The following is a 21,949-nucleotide window of genomic DNA, read 5'->3' as shown; positions in this document are numbered from 1 at the left end:
GGCATGCCCTCACTTAGGAGCGACACCATGGGTTCCACTTTTAATGGCCTGATTGGCCTGATCATCCTCGCGCTGGATATCTGGGCGATCATCAACGTGTTCAAAAGCGGCGCGAGCACGGGCGCCAAGGTGCTGTGGATTTTGTTGATCCTGTTGTTGCCGGTACTGGGCCTGATCATCTGGGCGATTGCCGGGCCACGCGGTAACGTGCGGATCTGAAGCCGCCGTAAAGGCGGTGCAGCGCGGCTGGGTCTACGGTGCGTCTGATGCACCGCAGGCGCAGCCGCGTAGCTGGGTCACGCTGCTTGTGACAATCGAGCCAGCGCTCTGCGGAAGCCATCCACCTTGTTCGCATCCCCGCGGGTCCTGTGGGTAATAACGCCATAGGCGTAAGGAAGCAGCCCCTCCAGCCAGTCTCGAGGGCGTGCTTCGACGCTATTGTCCAGGGTCGCGACGACCCAGTCCGGCAACCATGACATATCACGATCAGAGAAGTTGACCTCACCTGCGATCAGCAAGGCCAGGGTGGTGCGCAGTGATGAGGGGTCTTTCAGCAGGCGCTCCTGCAGTGCCAGGCAAGCTTGCGGGTGATCCAGCAGCTCAAGCAGATCGCCGGGTTTGCCCAGCATCAACGGCGGCACAAGCAGTGCGGACAAGGCCGGTAACGCACTCACCCAACGTTTATGCACCTCCTGATCAATCCCTGCGAAGTCCAGTGCTGGTGGTACATCCGGCGTGTCTTGGATAACCGTAGGCGTCAGGTAGCGCAGGCGAAGGCCCATGAGGTCCATGAACAGCCGGTCACTGACACACAACGACCCCACGGCTGCAGTGGTGGAGGGCGGTGGGCCGATGATGAACGTCGCATTGCGCCGGTGGGGCAGGTGGTGAATGTCGCCCCAGCTGTCATTCAGACGCTTAGCCAGCCAGGCCTGCGGGGTAAAACCTATGAACGGCTCCAGGTTCATGGGCACGCCAAAACCGTTGAATACCACATGACCGCGAGGGTTCAGGCGGCTTTTGAGCCGTTGGTGAAACCCCTGATCAAACACGATCGGGGCGTAACCCTCCTCGGTGTAGAGATCGACGATGATCACATCGAACCGCTCGGAGGTCGCGCCCAGGAAGTGCGCGGCATCGTCGACCACACTGTCAAAGCGCAGAGGCGCTGCCAGTCGGTTGCGGTTTTCCAGGCTTCGCACGGTGGCGGTCTCGTCCAGGTCGACGGCCAACAGGCGGGTCACCCGGGTACTGGCTGCAATCGGCGCCAGCGCCACGCCATCCGAAAGCCCCAGCATCAACACCGAGATGTCCGATTTCGACGGGTCGCCCAGGAAGCCGATGCACCCCATGTCGTCATAATATTGGCCGCAGAAGATCTGTTCATGGCAAGCGGGTTCAGGCCGGTCCTTGAGGTCTGACGTGGTCAAAGGCAACTCCATTTGCAAGTGGTGGGTGATGACGAGACGCGTCAGCGCGCGAACGCTGCCGGGTATTTGTCCAGGTAGGCATCGCTCAGTTGTGTGTCCTGGGTGCGCATGAACGTTTTGAAGTCGGGTACCAGAAACACCAGCAACGACAATAGCAGCACCATGAGGCCCAGCAGGGTGATGGTCAGCGCGACGCCCAGATGGGCGATCAGGCCGGTCATCGCGAAACTGCCCAAGGGGCTGGCTGCGGCAGAGAGAAACGCCACCGTGGCAAAGATCCGGTTGCGATGGAGCTTGGGGGTTGCCAGTAATCTCACGGCCGAGGTGGGGATGTTGATCAGCATCAGGCCGACGCCCCCGCAGAAAAAGGCCGCTGGCACCAGCAACGACGAAGACACGGTGCCGACCACCACCAGGTTTAACCCCAGTAACGCAAAGCCTGCGGATACACACAGGTCGCGGGGGAGGCGATCAGATAACCAGCCGATGATTTTGTAGCTGCCTGCCAGAATCCCCAGTCCGAAACATGAGTCCAGAAGACCGATGTAAGTGACCGGATAGTGGATGACGTCTTTTACGTAGAGTGGCAGCAGGATGGTGAAAAAGGGAAACAAGGCAAAATTGATCAGCATCGCGACAATGGCCAGGTAAAACTCGACCTTCACGCCATACACCACCTTGAAGCCGGAGTAGATCATGCGCCAGCCGCTGGTGGCGGGGGCATTGTCGCTGTGGCTGGTGGCACCGACGGGGTTAGGTATGGTCGCTATCAGCGCCCCGGCGAAGAGAATCGCAACAAAATCGGCGGCAAACGCAAATGTGATCCCGAACCCATAGATCAACCCACTGGCCATGACGGGCCCCAGCAGGATCGAAAAGGACGACATCACGCTTTTGGTGCGAAAGGCCAGGGAGACTTTATCGTCATCCGCAAATAAAGGAATGATCGACGCCTGGAGCGGATCACGCACGCCGACGATCGCGCTGCTGATCATCATCAGCGCGCCCACCGTCCAGGGATTGAAAGACCCCGTGGCAGACAGTACCACCATCAACAAGGCAGTCAGCAAGCTGAGCCAGGAAGCCAGCTTGATGATCAGGATCTTGTTGTACTTGTCCCCCAGCCACCCCAGCAGGGGTTTGGCTAATACCTCGGCTGCGATGGAGCAGGCAATCATATTGGCAAAATAAAGTGCAGATCCGGTTTCCTGCAACGCCCACCAGGCCACCGCCAGTTGATTGCAGCGGCCTCCCAGCACCATCAGCAAAAAGCTGAATTGCACTTTCAGCAGACGTCGGTCGATGCCGGGAAAACCCCAGGTGATGCCTGAAGAATTTGCGCTCATTGAGGGACCTTTGATACGGAGAGGGTAACTGCGCAATCAGCGGCGTTCACGGTGCGACCAGCGTGGCGTTGTCAGGATAAGTCGTCAGGTAGCGTTCGATGCCACCTTCAAGGCTAAAGAGTTCCGCGTGCGGGTGGATGCTGCGAACCGCCAGCAAGGCTGCCTTGCTCCTGACCCCGGATTTGCAATAGAAGACGATACGCCGGGTGGTATCCAGTTCTTGCCGGCGATCAAGTATGTCTTTGAGCGGAATCAAGCGGCCTCCCAGCGAAGCGTGCAGGTGTTCATGGCTGTCGCGTACGTCGACCAGTTGTAAGGGTGCTTGTGACTCGAGCCAATCATGTAATTTGTCGGGCGACAGCCAGTCACTGTCACGCCATGCAGGCGTGGTGGAAGCCCCCAGGGTGGGGGCGGGAAGGCGGTTTCGGTTTTTATGGACGCTCAACAGGTGAAAGGTGTTGTCCAGGCAGTCGATGGACAACAATTTGCCGCTCAATGGCTCACCTGTCTGGAGGATGAGCTTGAGCACTTCGTTGGCTTGAAAGCAACCGAGCAGGCCAGGTATGACACCCAGCACGCCGGCTTGCGCACAGTTTTGCGTCAAGTGTGGAGGCGGTGGGGTTTCGAACAGATCGCGAAAGCACGGCCCCCGCTCCTGGGTGGCGTGGTGGTAGTGATTAAATACCGACACCTGGCCTTCGAACTGGCTGATCGAGGCATAGACCATCGGTTTCTCACCGGCGACACAGGCATCGCTGATGAGGTATTTGGTGTCGAAGTTATCCGTGGCGTCGACGATGATGTCGTAGCTCGCCAGCAGCGACAGCACATTGTCCGGGTTCAGCGTGGTGGCAAAGGTATCGACGACGATATCCGGGTTCAACTGGTTGACGCGCCGCTTGGCGGCCGACACTTTCAGTTCGCCGACATCGGCCACCCCATAGAGAATCTGTCGATGCAGGTTGCTCAGGTCGACGATGTCGTTATCAATGATGCCGAGCGTGCCGACCCCGGCGCCCGCCAGGTACAAGAGCACCGGGCAGCCGAGCCCGCCGGCGCCGACCACCAGTACCTTGCTGTCTTTGAGACGTTGCTGGCCCAGGGCACCGACTTCACTGAGGATTATCTGGCGGGCATAACGGGAGGTGTCCGTCTTCAGGTCGCACTGCATGTCAGCCACCTGCAACGGCGTTGATCAGAATCAACTGCGCATTACTGTCCAGGGCGCGGCCGCGGTCTTGCGCACTCATTACCGGCATGCCGTTGACGAACAAGCCCACGAACGGCAGGGGATGAAGGTCCTCGGAGAACACCGGGCCAATCAACGCGGGAAACCGCGCGGTCAGGTTGCCCAGTACATCATTGACACACAAACCCTCGGCCTCGTGGGTTTTATGTTGGTCGGTGTACGGCATGAACTGCCGGGGAAAGTGTACGACTGCCATGGGTCATCCTTGAGCGTTGTCAGTGGTCAGTTCACTGGAGAATGTATCCAGCCTGGAGGTGATCAGCTTGCCGATTTCAGACAATTCGGCAGATGCCTGGAGCGTGGCCAGGCTCTGCAGGAAATACTGGTGCAGAAAATCCAGCCGTTCGGGGCGCGCCCGCCCGGAGCCGCTCGCCACCAGGCGCTGGTGATAGTTCACGGCGCTGACCGCAAACAGGCAAGCCAGCAGGACACCCCGAGGGTTCTTGCCGCCGGTGCCCGATGGCAGCACGTAGTCGTTCGCGCTGTCCTTGAGCTGGAAGTCGTAAATCTCGGCGATCATGCTGCACCAGATATGCGACAGTTCATGCACGAGCAGTTCCTCAAGATCGGTGATGCTGGTGAACGCGTCTTCACCCAGGAACATCTGCTGCGGCAGCACCGGATTGGTCAGGCTGACCTGGTGCGTCAGCAACTTATAGATATTCACTGGTAGATCGAACAGTTTGCTCCAGTGCGGCAGCAAGGCTTTAAGGTTGCTCCTGGCTTCGGCCAGCATGAACTGCTCGGCGTTACCCAGCGCTTGATGGGGTGGAAACTCAGGCGCGCCTTCGACGTGCTGGTGATACAGGTCGGTGGCAAAATCAGGTTGCAGATAAGTGGCTAACGGTAACTCGCTGCCCGCAATATTCCTGCGTACAACGGCGACGAGGGTTAGAAGTTTGGTGCTGTTGAAGTGTGGATTTACAAACGGCAAGCCGTTTATTTCACACAGTATCTCTGATGGCGACATTCTGTTTTACCGTCTTCGTCCATGGTTTCAGTTTGAGAAAATCGATCAAGTCCAGACTTTTTATTCTGTAGGCCGAAAAGTTGGCCAGGGCACTGTCTATGGTGGGTTCCGCAACAGGCAGTGCCATCAAGGCGTCTTTCAGACAACTGAGCGTGCGATGTCCGTACCACATGTTTTTCAGGTAGTGCAGGGTTTGCTGTGCGTGGGCTGGCGTGATGATTTGCTCCGCCGTCCAGTGCTTCAAAAACTGCCGGATATGGATAAGCGGCTCGCTGAGAGAAAGGTAAGGCGCTTGTGCCTGGTGCACCAATGTCACTTCGTCGTCGGACATGTCCGGGTCGCTGGCGAATTGCCGATAGACTTCGCCAAAGCCGGTCATTCCCAACCTGTCCATTTCACAGGCGCGAATGGCCCCCATGGAAGACAGGCCCCAAATGCGCCAACCAGCGTTCAGCGCCGTCAGGATCTCGGCATGCCCGACTGCAGGGTGTGCATGGAACACCCCATCGACAATCGCAAGGTCCGAAGGCGGCGATTGCGCGACCAGGCGTTCTATGTCGCCGCGTTTGACAGGCGGGCATACCACCAGGTCGTCACTGCACAGCAGTCGGCTGTCGATGCCTTGCAGGGAAGGGCCCGCAAATAGCGTGCAGGGTTCAAGCGCTTTGTTTGACATACGTAAGTAACCTCGGACCGACCCTTTTCAACCCGGGTTCAAAGGTTTCAAGCCCCGGAATCATGATTCTGACCACCGTGATGTCGTCCGTGGCCTTGCTAAGCACGACCCTCAGCACGCTACTCAGGCCGATGGCCTGCAACCGCTCGATAAGCAACGTCCAGGCCGCTTCGATGGTGGGGATCGCGGCTTCCTGGCAGTCGATGGCGGAGTAATCGATCATCTGTTCACGGGAGGTCGCCACGTTACGCAAGCGTGAGATCGCTTCAAGCTCCACGGAGCGGCCTTTCTTTTCGAAGTATTTGACCCGCTCAATGATGTCGTCCCGGCCACCGTGGATGTGACTCAGACGGCTTTGGGCCGCTTCGCAGATTGCCCGGATCAGGGCGATTTCCTTGATCGGATGCAGCCCTGAGCCAGTCGCCACAGAGATGGGGGCCTGGGGGGACTCTTCCATGATGAACGCCTGGAAGTAGGCCAGTCCAAAGCAGTTCTCGGTGTAGCGGACCGACAGGCTCAGGCCGGCGTCATTGACCTTGCTGATCAGGGCAGCGATCTCTGCGCTGTACTGGTCCAGATGGACGAGGCAGGAACGGTCATGCAGGTGATTGAAGGCCTGGACATCGCGCTCCATCAGTTCGCACATCGCATGCACCGAGGCTTCCACCAAGTCATTGCCGGAGGCCAGGCCACTGGAGCTTTCCCCAAAGAGTTGTTGCCCTGGGTTCTCGGGGTAGGGAATGAACACCAGTTCGGCGGGTGCAAGGACCTTTTTCTCGCGCAATACGTCTTCGACTTCGATGGCCATGATGAGCGCGTCGGCATTGGCAGAGAAGCCATACAGCATGCAGAACTGATTGAACGCTATGCGGCCCTCATGGCTGTCGATGAGTTGCCGAGGAGTGCTCTCCACCAGTGTCAGTTGGGCCGTATTGTATTGCGCAAGGCTGAATTCGATAGCCTCCATGTACGCGCCTATCTTGGCTTCGGCTGGCCTGAGGCCTTTGCCTGCATTGACGCACAGCGAGCCCTTGAGGGCATCGGGTCGAATACTGGCAAACACTGGAATACCGATACGGTCCAGCCAGGTTGTGTCGGTTACTCGGGTAATGCCCAGGCGTGGGGCAAGGTCGTTGGTGATGATGGATAATGTTTCTTCGGCACTGCGACGACGAAGGCTCGAACTAAGCCTTTGCATAAGTTGTTACCTTGGCGTGATGAAAGTTAAACAAGCACACACTGGAAACGGGAGGGAATGACTTCCCTCCCGTTTTTTCAGGCTGCGATTTTCACTTCTTCAGCCAGGGCCAGCGTCAACACGTTGTTGTTCGACTGGTGTGCGACAAAGCCAGCATGCATCAGGCTTTCATCGTTCAGAATGACGGAAAACTTCTCCGCTGTTTCCGAATCCAGTTCCAGTTCAAAAGTTGCATTGTTAACGAGAGCGTCCATTTTGTTTTTCCTATCCATAGCATTGCGTTTAAGGATGTGTGTTGCGCAACGGCTATGAAACTTGCAGGCGGGGGAGCGGGTGTCAAGACAATACAATTATTTTCAATTCTGCCTTTTTGCGATGAAAGGGCTGAATAGTTAATTGAAAATATGGGCTGATCTGCGCGTCTGCATTTCATGCAAAATGTGCCGAAGTCTAATGCAGCAGCAGGTTTGCGCCGTCGCGCGCAACAGCGATGCGTAGTTTGATGTATGACTTGGCTTCGGTGATTGGGTGCGTGTCCAGTCGGTTTCATGACCCCCATAATGGGGACGACTGCCTTCGGCAAAATTACCGGTGCAATGGGTGGGCACACCACGCAAAAGTGATGGCGTAACAATGGCGTCTGCGATGCCCCACCCGTACCGATAATTTTTTTCAGCTGCGTGGCCGAAGAATGGCCGGGCCATTCGTATTTTGTGTATCGAGATATTCGCTGCACAGAATTTTCACATTCCATCCAAGACAATTCGCCGGCTTTATTCGCCTGGCGAGGCTCTATCCCTGGGGCTTCTAAAGACCCAGCATCGTTGCACGTTCAGTAATTAATAGCCTTGCCGGCCTTGATCGGGCACCATTTGTGCCGCCGCGTTAACCGCCTACCCCAGCCAGCCTGGGCGAGGGACGGACGCCACTGCCTTATTTCGCAACTTAAACTTCCAATGGGTCCTAAAACGACATGGCAAACCCGGACGCCCTGAATCAGCAGCGAGCTGCAAATCGCCTGCTGCAACCGACCGTCAAATCCCATCTGGCTTATACGCTGCTGTGCGCACTGGTCATGATGGTGATGTTCTCCCTGCTGCGCCTGGCGTTGCTGGTCTACAACCGCGAGATGATCCTGGATACGCCAGCCTCGACGTTCCTGGAAGCGTTCGCCAACGGCCTGCGCCTGGACATCCGCCTGGTCATGTACCTGCTGATTCCGCTGTTGTTGGCGCTGTTCAGTGTGCGGGCCATGGCGGCGCGCGGGTTCTTCCGCTTGTGGCTGACCGTTGCGTCGAGCATCGCCTTGTTCCTGGGCCTGATGGAGATGGACTTCTACCGCGAATTCCACCAGCGCCTCAACGGCCTGGTCTTCCAGTATGTGAAGGAAGACCCGAAAACCGTGATGAGCATGCTCTGGTACGGGTTCCCGGTGGTGCGTTACCTGCTGGCCTGGGCCGTGGGCACGCTGATCCTGAGCATGGCCTTCAAAGGCGCCGATCGCGCAACGCGCCCACGCGGCCCGTTCAGCGGCGGCACTATCAGTACGCGCCAGGTCGCACCGTGGTACAGCCGCATCGCGGTGTTCGTGGTCTGCCTGCTGGTCGCCGTGGTCGCCATCCGTGGCACCCTGCGCCAGGGCCCACCGCTGCGCTGGGGGGATGTCTACACCACTGACTCGAACTTCGCCAACCAGTTGGGCCTCAATGGCACCCTGTCGCTGATTGCGGCGGCCAAGGCGCGGTTCGGTGAAGACCGCGCCAACATCTGGAAAGCTACGCTGGAACAACCCCTGGCCACCCAGACCGTGCGTGACATGCTGGTGTTGCCACAAGAGAAACTGGTGGATACCGACACCGCCGCCGTGCGCCGTGACTTCACGCCACCGGCCGAGAAGACCCTGCCGATCAAGAACGTCGTGGTGATCCTGATGGAAAGCTTCGCCGGTCACTCGGTGGGTGCATTGGGACGTCCGGGCAATATCACCCCGTACTTCGACAAGCTGACCAAGGAAGGCTTGTTGTTCGATCGTTTCTTCTCCAACGGCACCCACACCCACCAGGGTATGTTCGCCACCATGGCCTGCTTCCCGAACCTGCCGGGTTTTGAGTACCTGATGCAGACCCCGGAAGGCAGTCACAAGCTGTCTGGCCTGCCGCAGTTGCTCAGCGCCCGTGATTTCGACGATGTGTACGTCTATAACGGCGATTTCGCCTGGGACAACCAGTCGGGGTTCTTCAGCAACCAGGGCATGACCAACTTCATTGGCCGCAACGACTTCGTCGACCCGGTGTTCTCCGACCCGACCTGGGGCGTGTCCGACCAAGACATGTTCAACCGTGGCCTGGAAGAGTTGAAAGCCCGTGAAGGCGGCAAGCCGTTCTATGCGCTGCTGCAGACCTTGTCCAACCACACGCCGTACGCGTTGCCGACGCCATTGCCGGTTGAAAAAGTCACCGATCGCGGCAGCCTCAACGAGCACTTGACGGCCATGCGCTACTCCGACTGGGCTTTGGGCCAGTTCTTTGAAAAGGCCCGTAAGGAGCCGTACTTCAAGGAGACCCTGTTTGTGATCGTGGGTGACCACGGCTTCGGCAACGAGCAGCAGATCACCGAGATGGACCTGGGCCGCTTCAACGTACCGATGCTGATGATCGCGCCGGGCATGCAGGAGAAGTTCGGCGAGCGTGATCACACGGTGGGCACCCAGATCGACATCGTGCCGACCATCATGGGTCGCCTGGGCGGCGATACCCTGCACCAATGCTGGGGTCGTGACCTGCTCAACCTGCCGGAAGGCGACAAGGGCTTTGGCGTGATCAAGCCGTCGGGCAGCGACCAGACGGTGGCGTTGCTCACAGGTGATCGCGTGCTGGTATTGCCGAAAGAAATGCCACCCAAGTTGTGGGAGTACACACTGGGCGCCGAGCCGACCGGCAAGGTGATCGCGCAATCGCCGGACGAGGCTGCACTCAAACAGAAACTTGAGTCGTTCCTGCAAACCGCAACCAAGAGCCTGCTGGATAACACCGCGGGTGTCGTGGATGGTAAGCCGGACTAACTGACCGGCAATAAAAAAGAGGCCTTCTAGAAGGCCTCTTTTTTTGCTTGTTAAACGCTTGGCGCGGCGTTTATATCCGACCGAGCAACAGCAATACCAGCAGCACTACCAACACCACACCGAGGATACCCGACGGGCCATAGCCCCAGTTACGCGAGTGCGGGAACACCGGCAGGCCACCCACCAGCAGGAGGATCAGGATAATGATCAGAATGAGGCTCATGGTTTTTTCCTTATAGGTCTTTGATAAAGACCGGTTATTTACGATACCCCCGTCTATCTGATTACGGGCGCCTTACTAACTCCGACTCTTTCACGTCGCAGAAAATTCAGTGTTTTTTTAAAGCATTTTGCTCAGTCGCTTATTTCTTTTAACGTGTACGCAAAACCATCTTATTAGTTGAAGTTTATTGAACTTAGGCTATACGCAGGCGTCCGACCGAGCCCACGGTTTGCCTGGGGCATTCATCATTCTGATGGTGCGTGGGTACGGGAAAAACCTTCGCTACACTGCCGGTCACTTCTTTCGTGAACCACAAGGCTACTTCCTATGCAAAACCGCATGATGATCACTGGCGCCGGGTCCGGCCTGGGTCGTGAAATCGCTCTGCGCTGGGCCTGTGAGGGCTGGCAGTTAGCCTTGTCGGATGTCAGCGATACCGGTTTGCAGGAAACCCTCAGGCTGGTTCGCGAGGCGGGCGGTGATGGTTTTACCCAGCGTTGTGACGTGCGTGACTACAGCCAGCTCACCGCGCTGGCCCAGGCATGCGAGGTGAAGCTCGGTGGCATCGATGTGATCGTCAACAATGCCGGCGTGGCCTCCGGCGGGTTCTTTGCCGAACTGTCCCTGGAGGACTGGGACTGGCAGATCGCAATCAACCTGATGGGCGTGGTCAAGGGCTGCAAGGCGTTCCTGCCGCTGCTGGAAAAGAGCAAGGGCCGGATCATCAATATTGCCTCCATGGCCGCGCTGATGCAGGGCCCGGCCATGAGCAACTACAACGTGGCCAAGGCCGGCGTGGTGGCGTTGTCGGAAAGCCTGCTGGTGGAGCTCAAGCAGCAGGAAGTCGGCGTGCATGTGGTGTGCCCATCGTTTTTCCAGACCAACCTGCTTGACTCCTTCCGGGGGCCAACCCCGGCCATGAAGGCACAGGTGGGCAAGCTGCTCGAGAGTTCGCCCATCACCGCGACTGACATCGCCGATTACATCTACCAGCGCGTGGCCGAAGGCGAATTCATGATCTTGCCCCATGAGCAAGGACGCATGGCCTGGGCGCTGAAACAGAAAAACCCGCAGTTGCTGTATGACGAAATGACGCTGATGGCTGACAAAATGCGCGCCAAGGCCCAAGCCGTTAAAGGCTGATCCTGGCGAGGTCTGTCAGGTAAATTACCTACTTGTGTAGGCGGCGCCTGATTTGATCGCAAGCCATTGCCGGTCCATTTTCAAGGGCGCATGGTCAAGGTCCTGTCACTCGAAAAGGACAACCGCCATGCTGGTCTTGAGCCGCACCTTAGGCGAAGCCATCTCCATCGGCGATGACATCGTCGTGCATATCCTTGAAGTAAACGGTACCCACGTGAAATTCGGTATCGACGCGCCAGAGGACGTCAAAGTGCACCGCGCCGAGGTGTACCGGAAGATTCTCAAACGCCAGGGGCCCGCCACCCATCCTGTGCCGGTCCCCAATCTCTAGGCGCAGGTGTTCAGTCGAACAGATGCTTGGGCACATCGTGCTTGAGCATCAGTTGGCATTGCTCGCTCTCGGGGTCGAAGACGATCAGGGCCTGGCCCTTGGTCAGCGCCTGGCGCACGCGCAGCACGCGGGTTTCCAGGGGCGTATCGTCGCCATTGTCGGTGCCGTCGCGGGTGACGAAGTCTTCGATGAGGCGGGTCAGGGTGTCGACTTCAAGTGCATCGTGGGGAATCAGCATACAAGCCTCGGGGGTAGAATCCCGGCGATGCTACTGCGCCGGGACCTTTGTTGCCAGTACCAGGAATTGCCCGTGTCAGGACTTCTGACCGATTAGGCTGTCCACTGACGGCACGCGGGTGTCGCTCTCCATTTGCGTTTCATGCTCGATCTGATGGCTGAACCGATCCAGGGAGCCCTGGGCCGGTTGCGCATCGCTGGCGAACACCGGTGGGCTAAGGATGTACGCGCCCAGCAAGCGACTCAGCGCGGCCAGGCTGTCGATGTGGGTGCGTTCGTAGCCATGGGTGGCATCGCAACCGAAGGCCAGCAGGGCAGTGCGGATGTCATGACCGGCAGTGACCGCCGAGTGCGCATCGCTGAAGTAATAACGGAACAGATCGCGGCGCACCGGCAGGTCGTTATCCGCCGCCAGACGCAGCAAGTGCCGCGACAGGTGATAGTCATACGGCCCGCCGGAGTCCTGCATCGCCACGCTCACCGCATGTTCGCTGGAGTGTTGGCCGGGGGCGACCGGGGCGATGTCGATGCCGACAAACTCACTGACATCCCAGGGCAGGGCAGCCGCCGCGCCACTGCCGGTTTCCTCGGTGATGGTGAACAGCGGGTGGCAGTCGATCAGCAGCGGCTCGCCACTGTCGATGATGGCCTTGAGCGCTGCGAGCAGGGCGGCGACGCCGGCTTTGTCATCCAAGTGGCGTGCGCTGATGTGCCCGCTCTCGGTGAACTCCGGCAGTGGGTCGAAGGCCACATAGTCACCGATGCTGATGCCCAGGGAATCGCAGTCGGCGCGGGTGGCACAGTAGGCGTCCAGGCGCAGTTCCACGTGGTCCCAGCTCACCGGCATTTCATCCACGGCAGTGTTGAACGCATGCCCGGAGGCCATCAACGGCAGCACGCTGCCGCGAATCACACCATTATCGGTAAACAGGCTGACCCGGCTGCCTTCGGCAAAGCGGCTCGACCAGCAGCCCACCGGGGCCAGGGTCAGGCGGCCGTTGTCCTTGATTGCACGCACGGCGGCGCCGATGGTATCCAGGTGCGCGGAGACGGCCCGGTCCGGGCTGTTTTTCTGGCCCTTGAGGGTGGCGCGAATGGTGCCGCGCCGGGTCATTTCAAACGGGATGCCAAGTTCTTCCAGGCGTTCGGCGACGTAGCGCACGATAGTGTCGGTGAATCCGGTCGGGCTGGGGATGGCAAGCATTTCCAGCAGCACTTTTTGCAGGTAAGCGAGATCGGGTTCGGGGATGGTTCGGGTCATGGAAACTCCTGATGAGTTGGTGACATCGATGGTTTCGATGAAATGGTTGGGAGATTCGTTGTCTGTGCCGGCTTCATCGGGGGCACGCCCCCTCCCACCCTTGATGTGTGAATACAGGCAAATGTGGGAGGGGGCTTGCCCCCGATAGCGGTTTCACATTCAACACAAGCCTCAAGCCGTCGGCTGACTGTGCGGAAACAACAAATCCACAAACTTTTCTGCGGTAGGTTGCGGTTCATGATTGGCCAGCCCGGCCCGTTCGTTGGCTTCGATAAACACGTACTCCGGCTGGTCGGCGGCCGGCACCATCAGGTCCAGGCCGACCATGGGGATGTCCAGGGCGCGGGCAGCACGCACGGCGGCGTCCACCAGCGTTGGGTGCAGGATCGCCGTGACATCTTCCAGGCAACCGCCGGTATGCAGGTTGGCGGTGCGTCGCACGGCTAGTTGCACGCCCTGGGGCAGGATGCTGTCGTAGTCATAGCCAGCAGCTTTGAGGGTGCGCTCGGTTTCCGCATCCAGGGGGATTTTGCTCTCGCCATCGGTGGCAGCCTGGCGACGTCGGCTCTGGGCCTCGATCAAGGCGCGGATCGAATGCTGGCCGTCACCGATCACTTCGGCAGGACGGCGAATCGCGGCGGCGACCACTTCAAAACCGATCACCAGAATGCGCAGGTCCAGACCCTCGTGGAAGCTTTCCAGCAATACGCGGCTGTCGAACTGACGCGCCGCCTCAATGGCTTGCTGCACCTCCTCGATGGTTTGCAGGTCTACCGCCACGCCCTGGCCTTGCTCGCCGTCCAGCGGCTTGACCACGATGCGCTGGTGCTCGTCGAGGAACTCCAGGTTGTCATCGGCACTGCCCGCCAACTGCTGGGAGGGCAGTTGCAGGCCGGCGGCCTTGAGCACTTTATGGGTCAGGCTCTTGTCCTGGCACAGGGTCATGCTGATGGCGCTGGTCAGGTCGCTCAGGGATTCCCGGCAACGCACGCGGCGCCCGCCGTGGCTGAGGGTGAACAGGCCCGCGTCGGCATCGTCGACCTGCACATCAATACCGCGCCGATGGGCTTCCTCAACGATGATCCGCGCATAGGGATTGAACTCCGCCTGCGGCCCAGGGCCGAGGAACAGCGGCTGGTTGATGCCGTTCTTGCGCTTGATCGCAAAGGTGGTCAACGCGCGAAAGCCAAGCTTGGCATAGAGGCTCTTGGCCTGGCGGTTATCGTGCAGCACCGACAGGTCCAGGTAGCTCAAGCCACGGCTCATGAAGTGCTCCACCAGGTGGCGCACCAGCACTTCACCGACGCCTGGGCGCGTGCACTGTGGGTCGACGGCCAGGCACCACAGGCTGCAACCGTTTTCCGGGTCCTGGAAGGCTTTGTGGTGATTGAGGCCCATCACGCTGCCGATGACTGCCCCGGTGTCTTCATCCTCGGCCAACCAGTACACCGGGCCGCCTTGGTGACGCGGGGTCAGGCGTTCGGCGTCGACGGGCAACATGCCGCGGCCTTGATACAGTTGGTTGACGGCCTGCCAATCGGCTTCGCTTTGCACCCTGCGAATGCGAAAGCCGCGAAACACCCGGGTTGCCGGGCGGTAATCGCTGAACCACAGGCGCAGGGTGTCGGACGGGTCGAGGAACAGCTGCTGAGGATCGATCCCGAGAATCTGCTGGGGCGCTGCCACGTAGAGCGCAATGTCGCGCTCGCCGGGCAGCTCATTGAGCAGTTCCTGGGCCAGGCTGGCCGGGTCCGGGAAGGTATGGCCTATCAGCAACCGCCCCCAGCCGCAATGCACGGCAATCGGCTCGGCGGCCAGGGGGCTGCCATCTTCGGCCAGGCGCGCCTGCAGGCGCTCGTAGGTCGGCGCCTGGCCCTTGAGTAAGCGTTGGCTGTACGCCGCGGCATTCGGTTTCATCGATCAGATTCCTTGTTCGCTGAGCCACAGGTTCAGCGCCGCCAATTGCCATAGCTTGGAGCCGCGCAACGGGGTCAGTTGGCCCTGGGGGTCGGTGAGCAAGCGGTCGAGCATGGCCGGGTTGAACAGGCCACGGTCCTGGCTCGGGTCCAGCAGCAGTTCACGCACCCAGTTCAAGGTGTCGCCTTGCAAGTGCTTGAGGCCGGGCACCGGGAAGTAGCCTTTCTTGCGGTCGATGACTTCGCTGGGGATGACCCGGCGCGCCGCTTCCTTGAGTACCTGTTTGCCGCCGTCGGGCAGCTTGAACTTGCCCGGCACGCGGGCCGACAGTTCCACCAGGCGGTAGTCGAGGAACGGCGTACGTGCTTCCAGGCCCCAGGCCATGGTCATGTTATCCACGCGCTTGACCGGGTCATCCACCAGCATCACCGTGCTGTCCAGGCGCAGAGCCTTATCCACCGCAGCGTCGGCACCGGGCATTGCAAAATGCTCGCGCACAAAGTCACCGGCGGCGTCGTTGGCGGTCAGCCATTTGGGCGCGACGGTGGCGGCGTAGTCGTCGTAACTGCGATCGAAGAAGGCATCGCGGTAAGCGGCGTAGGGGTCGCTGGCGCCATCCACCTGCGGGTACCAGTGGTAACCGGCGAACAACTCGTCGGCGCCCTGGCCGCTCTGGACTACCTTGCAATGCTTGGCCACTTCCCGCGACAGCAGGTAAAAGGCGATGCAGTCATGACTGACCATCGGTTCGCTCATGGCATGGAACGCCGCCGGCAACTGCTCGATGATTTCGCTCTCGGCGATGCGCAGTTGGTGATGGCGGGTGCCGTAGTGCTTGGCGATCAGGTCCGAGTACTGGAATTCATCGCCGCGTTCGCCACCGGCATCTTCAAAGCCGATGGAAAAGGTCGACAGGTCTTGCACGCCGACTTCACGCAGCAGGCCGACGAGCATGCTCGAATCGACGCCACCGGAGAGCAGCACACCCACATCCACGGCGGCACGTTGGCGGATCGCCACGGCTTCGCGGGTGCTGTCGAGGACGCGGTCGGTCCAGTCTTCCAGGCTAAGGTTCTGCTCATCCTCATGGGGGCCGTAGGGCAGGGTCCACCAGGTTTTCTGCTCGGTCTTGCCGCTGGCATCGATGCGCATCCAGGTGGCGGGCGGCAGCTTTTCAATACCCGCCAGCAAGGTGCGCGGTGCGGGCACCACGGCGTGGAAATTCAAATAATGATTAAGCGCCACCGGATCCAGGATCGGGTTGATATCGCCGCCCTTGAGCAGCGCCGGCAAGGCCGAGGCAAAGCGCAGGCGCTGGCCGGTGCGCGACAGGTACAAAGGTTTTACGCCCAAGCGGTCACGGGCGACGAACAGGCGTTGGGCGTCGCGCTCCCAGATGGCGAACGCAAACATGCCGTTGAGCTTGGGCAGCAGTGCTTCGCCCCAGGCGTGATAACCCTTGAGCAGCACTTCGGTATCACCGCCGGAATAGAAGGCGTAGCCGAGGGCTTCCAGCTCTTCACGTAATTCCGGGAAGTTATAGATTGCACCGTTGAACGCCAAGGACAGCCCCAATTGGGCGTCGACCATCGGTTGGGCGGAGCCATCCGACAGGTCCATGATTTTCAATCGACGATGGCCCAGGGCAATCGGCCCTTGGGCATGGAAGCCCCACGCGTCGGGGCCTCGGGGGGCGAGGTGATGGGTGATGCGTTCTACCGCTGCCAGGTCGGCAGGTTGATGATCAAAGCGTAACTCGCCAGCTAATCCACACATAAGGTCCTTACCGGTTTTTCCGTTGGGGAGGGGTCGACACATCGCGCGTTGAACGCGCAGGTACCCTGAAACTGACCCAGGCATACCCTTGGAGTTTTAGAACGATAAGTTATAAGCAGTCGTGGCCTGAAGCGCGCATGGGCATTCACCGCCCGCCGCGGGCTGCGTGGCCGGGGCGTTAGATAGGTCAAGGTCGAACGCAAATTATGGGTCTGTAGCCCGCGCAAACCAGCAGTTATTCAAACCCATTCCCGGCGGCGGCGGGCCTATGGTGGGGCGTCATTATTCAAGGTTTTCATGGAGGTCATGGATGTCACAGGTAAGTGAGGTGGTTACCCCAAAAGTGTGGGCGCAGTTGCCCGGCAAGCTGCTGGAGGCCACCCAGGATCTGGATATAACTGATGTATTGCTCGACCGATTGCCCGGCTGGATGGTTCATGCCGACGCTCGCAGCCTGGCCCATATCAAGCGCGAGCATGAGGACAGTGAGGTACTGCGCGAGACGCTCAATACACTGTTGAAAAACCTGGAACCGCTGGATGAGTTCTGCAGCGACCGACTTGAAGCGTTGCTGGTGTCCAAAGGGCAGCATCTGGATGTGAAGCATGATGTGCTGGAGTTGCCCCATCGCTCGATGATCAACGCCAACCCCGATCTGCTCGGGCCGCTGTTGATGACGGTGACGGTGGAGAAGCGCACGCTGCTGCACGCCGCCATGCAGAATTTCAGCGCCTCCCAGGCGGAGGATGGCGGCCTGGGTATCGGCGCGCAGGTGCGCAGCGTCGACACGGGGCTTGAGGTCGCGTCCATGAGTGCCGCCCAATTTGCCGGTTACTGCCGCGAGCTGGACCTGGGCGCGGCCTATCAGGCACATCTGCGGGTGGTCTTCGATTTGCCTGCCCCTGGCGAGGTGACGACGGCCGATGACTATAACCCGGTAGCCAGGGACATTGGCCGGCTCAAGTTGAGTGACATGCGCCTGGACCTGCATATCGCCATGGGCAAGGGGCATGTACGCCAGGAGACCGGCACGCTGTTGTTCAAGGTGCTCTGGTCGGGCAGCGACACTTATCCCACCCGCGAGCTGTTGCTGGACGGCCGCGCCCTGGTCTGGCATGGGTTGAACATCGACCAGGCTTGCGCCTGGAGCGTGCTGGTGTTTTCCGGGAGCGCCGAGCGGGGCCTGTCCCCGGGGCGCTGTGTGGTGTACATGCCCAATGATCCAGCCCGCCCATGGTTCGAGTACGACACCCTGGCGGCGTTCAAGGGTTATCTGTCTTCTAAGCTGCAGGAACCTGCCTATCGCGAATTCTTCAAGGGCTATCTGGATGAGTCCGAACGCGTGGACTTTTTCCAGCGCTTTGATACCCGCAAGGCCGTGGAAAGCCTGGAGGCGGTGTCGGCCCCGGTCAGCGTGTCGCGGTTTTTTTTCGATGCCTGCGTGGGCAAGGCGCAATTGGATGCCAGGGTGTTGGCGGTGCCGGTGGCAGAGGTCGACGAGCAAGCCCGCCGATCACTGGCCGAGCGCTATGTGGAGCTGGGGCTGACATTGGCCAATATCGCCGGTTTTTTTGTGCCGGGGCTGGGCCAGTTGATGCTGGGGGTAGGGGTGGGTCAGCTGCTGGGCGAGGTCTATGAGGGCGTACAGGACTGGCAGCACGGGCATAAGACCGATGCGCTGGAGCACATGACCAATGTGGCCGAAGGCATTGCATCAATGGCGCTGATGACGGCTGCGGGCAAAGTCGTGGGCACCCTGTTCAAGGGCGCGTCGCGCACGCCGGCGAGTTATTTCGAACAGTTCGAGGCGGTCAAGTCCGCCCAGGGTGAGTCGCGCTTGTGGCGGCGCGATCTGCGCCCTTACCAGCAGTCGGTGGCTCCCGAGGTACTCGCCACGCCCAGCTACAAGGGCATCTATCAATATCAAGGGCGCTCTTATATTGCGATTGACGGCGCGATCTACCGGGTGTTTTTCGATGCGGGCGTCGGTCGTTGGCGGGTGCTGCATCCGGTGCGTCCAACGGTCTATAGCCCGCTATTGGAACACAATGGTTTCGGCGGCTGGCGCCATCAGGCCGAGCAGGTCGATCAGTGGAACAGCCCGGCCTATGTGCTCGAACGCCTGGCGCCCGGGCTGAGATCACTGCCCGACGGCCGCCTGGACGAAATCATCAGCACCACCAACAGCCGGTTGCCCTGGCTACGACAACTGGCCAAGTACAACCTGCCCTTGCCGCAGCGGCTGCAAGACAGTGTGCTGCGTTGGCGGCAAGAGCAACTGATCCGCGACCTGGCCTGGCAACTGGAATTCCAGAGCCAGCCGGATGCGGGTACGGGCTGGGTGCAAATGCTGGCCTTGCCGATGCTGGAGGGGTGGCCCAAGGGGCGTTTTTTCGAGCTGCTGGACCCTCAAGGCAATTTGCTCAAGCGTTACCCCGATACCGCTCCATTCGATTACGAAGACATGAGCATCCACGTCAGCGAGCAGCAACTCCAGGAAGGGCAGGTGATGCCCACACTGCTCGAGAACCTTGACGACGCGGAGCGCGAAGGGCTGCTGGGAGAAAAAGCCGACCCCCAACAGGCACAGCGGCTGTTGAACACACGTCTGCTGGCGGGGGTGAAGCAGCATTATCAGGCGTTATTCGAACAGCTTTGCCGTCACGCTGACCCGTCGGTAACAGGGATAACTGGCGTGCTTAAGCAACGCTTGCCTGAATTGCCTACCGGGGTGGTCCAGGAGCTTTTATCCCAGGCCTCGTCATTGGAACGTCTGTATTTGCGCAACACCGCCAGCGTGCCCTTGCGCCTGTCCCAGCGCGCCGGGCAGGCATTGCGCGAACTACAGGAAGACCGTGCGGTGGCTGGTTTTTACCTGCCGCCGTTGGCCACCGAATCAACTCAACGCCTGGCAGTCAGCCTACTGGGCCGGTTACCGGGATGGCCGGCGCAACTGCGCCTGCAAATGCATGAGCAGGCGCTGGATGGCGCTTTGCTCGGCAAGCAGGAAAGTACCACCGCGACGCGCGTGCGCAAGCTGGTCAAGTCCGCCCGGGGCTACCAGGCCTTCGACGAACAGGGCCAGGCCCTGCATGAGCCGTTGCCGGGCCCGCCGGGCTTCTACCAGGCACTGCTGAGCACGCTTTCAGCCACAGAGCGCACAGGCCTGGGGATTTACTCCACGGGTGAGCGCGGTGCCACACAGTTGCAGTTGAAATTGCGCTGGCTGGTCGGGGATGAACGCGACCTGGTGGCGGGCCATCTGCGCAATGCCTCCGCCGAACCCTTGCCGTCGTGGCGCGAGGGTTGCGTACAGGCGTCACCGCCGCAGGTTACGCCACAACCGACGGCACTGGTACGCAAGGTGAAAAAGCTCTATCCCATGCTGGACGACGCCCAGGCCTCTAGTCTGATCGAAGGCCTGGGGGCTGACCACATGGCCCGTGCCCAGGCGGTCAGGAGGTTGCAGAGCGATTATGAAACCCTGCGTTCAGTGCTCAACACCTGGCGCCATGACCGGGCCGCGCTGGCGAAAATCCCTGGCACGCCCGAGGACGCACGGTTCAGTCGCAGAATCATCGTGCAGCGGCTTAAAGTCTGCTGGCGGAGGATGACCGGCTTGAATGAAGAGGCCAGCCTGTCGCTCGACGAAATGGTCGGCGGCCCCTTGCCGACCTTGCCGGCGCAGATCAAGTTCGAGCATGTGCGCCAACTGTCGATGAAGAACATGGGAGTCGGTGATGAGGTGGCGTATTTCCTCAAGCACTTCACCGGTCTCACTTCCCTGCAACTGTCAGGCAACCGCTTGACCCGTCTGCCGGAGATACTGTCACACATGCCGCAGCTGGAAGCCCTGTATCTGGACGGTAATCAACTGGTACTGACCTCCTACACGCGCACCAAGCTGGCAGATCTGCGCAACCTCAGGATCATGAACCTGGCGGGCAACCCGCTGGTTGATCCGCCCAAGGTCGACCACCTGTTTGACCTGCACCAATTGATATTGCGTGACTGCCGGCTCAAGACTTTTCCCGAACATTTGTGGCGCTTGCCCTACCTGACCAGTGTGGACCTGCGCGAGAACGACATTACCGAGCTGCCGGCGTGGCTGTTCACGGCGCCTCGGCAACGTACCCAAGGTATCAACCTGCGCTACAACCCATTGTCGGCACCGACCATCCGGCAAGTGCTCGATTATCGTCGCCAGCGCGGCGTGGGCATGGGCTTTTACGAAGACGATATCGCGCGCTTGAACGAGCAGGCCGCTCGCGAGTTGTGGTTGCCGGATTCGCGGCTGGCCGACTACGCGCAAAAAGAGGTGATGTGGCGGATGTTGAAGGATGACAGGTCCAGTGACGGCTTGTTCAAGTTGCTGGCCGAGCTGGGCGGGGCGGCCGACAGCGAGCATGTGCGTGAAGACATGGCCCGGCGCGTGTGGCGTGTCCTTGAGGCGAGCAGCCAGCGCGCCGACCTGGCCACCGAAGTGTTCGAACGCGCCGCCACCCCTTACAACTGTGACGATGGCGCGGCGGTGAGTTTCAGCGCCCTGGAAATCCTGGTTGAGATCAGCGATGCGCGCCGGCAGGTCGAGGGCGGCCAGTTGTCTGCCAGGCCGCTGTTGGCGTTGGGGCGCGGCCTGTATCGGCTTGATCGCCTGGAAAGCATTGCGCGCAACCACAGCATCGCCAACCCCGGCGGCGATCCGCTGGAAGTCAGCCTGGCCTACCGCACCGGCCTGGCCAGCCGTTTCTATTTGCCAGGGCAGCCTAGACACATGCGTTATGCCGGCTTGAGCGGTGTCACCCCGGCGGCGCTGAGCGATGCGGAAATCAAAATCAAGGCCGCAGAGGTTTCGCCCGAGCTGTTGCGTTTTCTCAATGACCTGCCGTTCTGGACTGACTACCTCAAGCGCGCCTATGCCGCCAGTTTCAGAACCCTTAACGAGCCGTTCGAGACGCGGATGCAAGAGGTGTTTGAACAAGGTGATGAACTTGAGGACGAGGTCTTCCGGTCGCGCATGAACGGCATTCTGCACGAGCAGGCCACCGCCGAACAGGTGGCCTTCGAGCGCCTGACCCTGGCGGCCATGCGCGCTGACGAACTGGGGGTGTGCGAGATTCGCTAGGCACGA

18 protein-coding genes are annotated in these 21,949 nt (G+C 60.0%); 5 read left to right on the top strand and 13 right to left on the bottom strand.

Annotated features, from left to right (window positions below):
• The first annotated feature begins 27 nt into the window (after positions 1-27).
• Complete coding sequence (locus KVH01_RS12605; RefSeq protein WP_003172956.1) at positions 28-219, top strand: PLDc N-terminal domain-containing protein; 192 nt, start codon at positions 28-30, stop codon at positions 217-219.
• A 77-nt stretch (positions 220-296) separates the two neighbouring features.
• On the opposite strand, the gene KVH01_RS12600 is transcribed toward KVH01_RS12605, so the two are convergent.
• The 8 genes from KVH01_RS12600 to KVH01_RS12565 all read right to left on the bottom strand — a co-directional run bounded on the left by KVH01_RS12600 (position 297) and on the right by KVH01_RS12565 (position 7,123).
• Positions 297-1,430, bottom strand: a complete 1,134-nt coding sequence (locus KVH01_RS12600; protein WP_217881677.1) for a spermidine synthase — start codon at positions 1,428-1,430, stop codon at positions 297-299.
• A 41-nt stretch (positions 1,431-1,471) separates the two neighbouring features.
• The gene (locus KVH01_RS12595; RefSeq protein ID WP_264083608.1) at positions 1,472-2,692 is read right to left on the bottom strand and encodes an MFS transporter; all 1,221 of its coding nucleotides are present in this window, start codon (positions 2,690-2,692) and stop codon (positions 1,472-1,474) included.
• Between the two features lie 130 nt (positions 2,693-2,822).
• Positions 2,823-3,947 (bottom strand): HesA/MoeB/ThiF family protein, encoded by a 1,125-nt coding sequence (gene moeB, locus KVH01_RS12590; protein ID WP_217881675.1) that lies wholly within the window; start codon positions 3,945-3,947, stop codon positions 2,823-2,825.
• A gap of 1 nt (position 3,948) precedes the next feature.
• Positions 3,949-4,221, bottom strand: a complete 273-nt coding sequence (locus KVH01_RS12585) for a MoaD/ThiS family protein (RefSeq protein ID WP_217881674.1) — start codon at positions 4,219-4,221, stop codon at positions 3,949-3,951.
• Between the two features lie 3 nt (positions 4,222-4,224).
• Positions 4,225-4,995, bottom strand: a complete 771-nt coding sequence (locus KVH01_RS12580; RefSeq protein ID WP_152973744.1) for a hypothetical protein — start codon at positions 4,993-4,995, stop codon at positions 4,225-4,227.
• The gene (locus tag KVH01_RS12575) at positions 4,970-5,671 is read right to left on the bottom strand and encodes a TfuA-like protein (protein ID WP_052721990.1); all 702 of its coding nucleotides are present in this window, start codon (positions 5,669-5,671) and stop codon (positions 4,970-4,972) included. The genes KVH01_RS12580 and KVH01_RS12575 overlap by 26 nt, the downstream gene beginning before the upstream one ends.
• Positions 5,652-6,869, bottom strand: coding sequence for a YcaO-like family protein (locus KVH01_RS12570; RefSeq protein WP_217881673.1), 1,218 nt, complete (start codon positions 6,867-6,869; stop codon positions 5,652-5,654). The genes KVH01_RS12575 and KVH01_RS12570 overlap by 20 nt, the downstream gene beginning before the upstream one ends.
• 77 nt (positions 6,870-6,946) lie before the next feature.
• Positions 6,947-7,123, bottom strand: a complete 177-nt coding sequence (locus KVH01_RS12565; protein WP_156382953.1) for a hypothetical protein — start codon at positions 7,121-7,123, stop codon at positions 6,947-6,949.
• A 719-nt stretch (positions 7,124-7,842) separates the two neighbouring features.
• On the opposite strand from KVH01_RS12565, the gene KVH01_RS12560 reads away from it, so the two are divergent.
• Positions 7,843-9,930 carry an LTA synthase family protein gene (locus KVH01_RS12560; protein ID WP_217881672.1) on the top strand — a complete coding sequence of 696 codons (2,088 nt, stop codon included), beginning with the start codon at positions 7,843-7,845 and terminating at the stop codon, positions 9,928-9,930.
• Between the two features lie 70 nt (positions 9,931-10,000).
• On the opposite strand, the gene KVH01_RS12555 is transcribed toward KVH01_RS12560, so the two are convergent.
• Positions 10,001-10,153, bottom strand: coding sequence for a DUF3309 family protein (locus KVH01_RS12555; protein WP_015885095.1), 153 nt, complete (start codon positions 10,151-10,153; stop codon positions 10,001-10,003).
• Between the two features lie 327 nt (positions 10,154-10,480).
• Between KVH01_RS12555 and KVH01_RS12550 the strand changes: the two genes are divergently transcribed.
• Together KVH01_RS12550 and csrA are read left to right on the top strand one after the other, a co-directional pair.
• A complete protein-coding gene (locus KVH01_RS12550; RefSeq protein ID WP_217881671.1) occupies positions 10,481-11,296 on the top strand; it encodes an SDR family oxidoreductase in 816 nt (271 codons plus the stop codon).
• A 127-nt stretch (positions 11,297-11,423) separates the two neighbouring features.
• A complete protein-coding gene (gene csrA / locus KVH01_RS12545; RefSeq protein WP_217881670.1) occupies positions 11,424-11,627 on the top strand; it encodes a carbon storage regulator CsrA in 204 nt (67 codons plus the stop codon).
• Between the two features lie 10 nt (positions 11,628-11,637).
• Here the strand turns inward: csrA and KVH01_RS12540 are convergent, their stop codons facing one another.
• The 4 genes from KVH01_RS12540 to KVH01_RS12525 form a co-directional block, all read right to left on the bottom strand.
• Positions 11,638-11,865 (bottom strand): YheU family protein, encoded by a 228-nt coding sequence (locus KVH01_RS12540; RefSeq protein ID WP_003172962.1) that lies wholly within the window; start codon positions 11,863-11,865, stop codon positions 11,638-11,640.
• 75 nt (positions 11,866-11,940) lie between these two features.
• Positions 11,941-13,125, bottom strand: a complete 1,185-nt coding sequence (locus KVH01_RS12535; RefSeq protein WP_217881669.1) for an osmoprotectant NAGGN system M42 family peptidase — start codon at positions 13,123-13,125, stop codon at positions 11,941-11,943.
• 171 nt (positions 13,126-13,296) lie between these two features.
• Positions 13,297-15,042, bottom strand: a complete 1,746-nt coding sequence (gene ngg, locus KVH01_RS12530) for an N-acetylglutaminylglutamine synthetase (RefSeq protein WP_043047618.1) — start codon at positions 15,040-15,042, stop codon at positions 13,297-13,299.
• A 3-nt stretch (positions 15,043-15,045) separates the two neighbouring features.
• Entirely contained in the window at positions 15,046-16,818 is a 1,773-nt protein-coding gene (locus KVH01_RS12525) for an N-acetylglutaminylglutamine amidotransferase (RefSeq protein ID WP_217881668.1), read from the bottom strand.
• Between the two features lie 310 nt (positions 16,819-17,128).
• Between KVH01_RS12525 and KVH01_RS12520 the strand changes: the two genes are divergently transcribed.
• Entirely contained in the window at positions 17,129-21,943 is a 4,815-nt protein-coding gene (locus tag KVH01_RS12520; RefSeq protein ID WP_217881667.1) for an NEL-type E3 ubiquitin ligase domain-containing protein, read from the top strand.
• Positions 21,944-21,949: the final 6 nt, after the last annotated feature.

Source organism: Pseudomonas khavaziana (genome assembly GCF_019145205.1).
Lineage (GTDB): Bacteria > Pseudomonadota > Gammaproteobacteria > Pseudomonadales > Pseudomonadaceae > Aquipseudomonas > Aquipseudomonas khavaziana.
The sequence above is the reverse complement of the archived record's forward strand: the minus strand, read 5'-3'. Positions and strand labels throughout refer to the sequence as shown.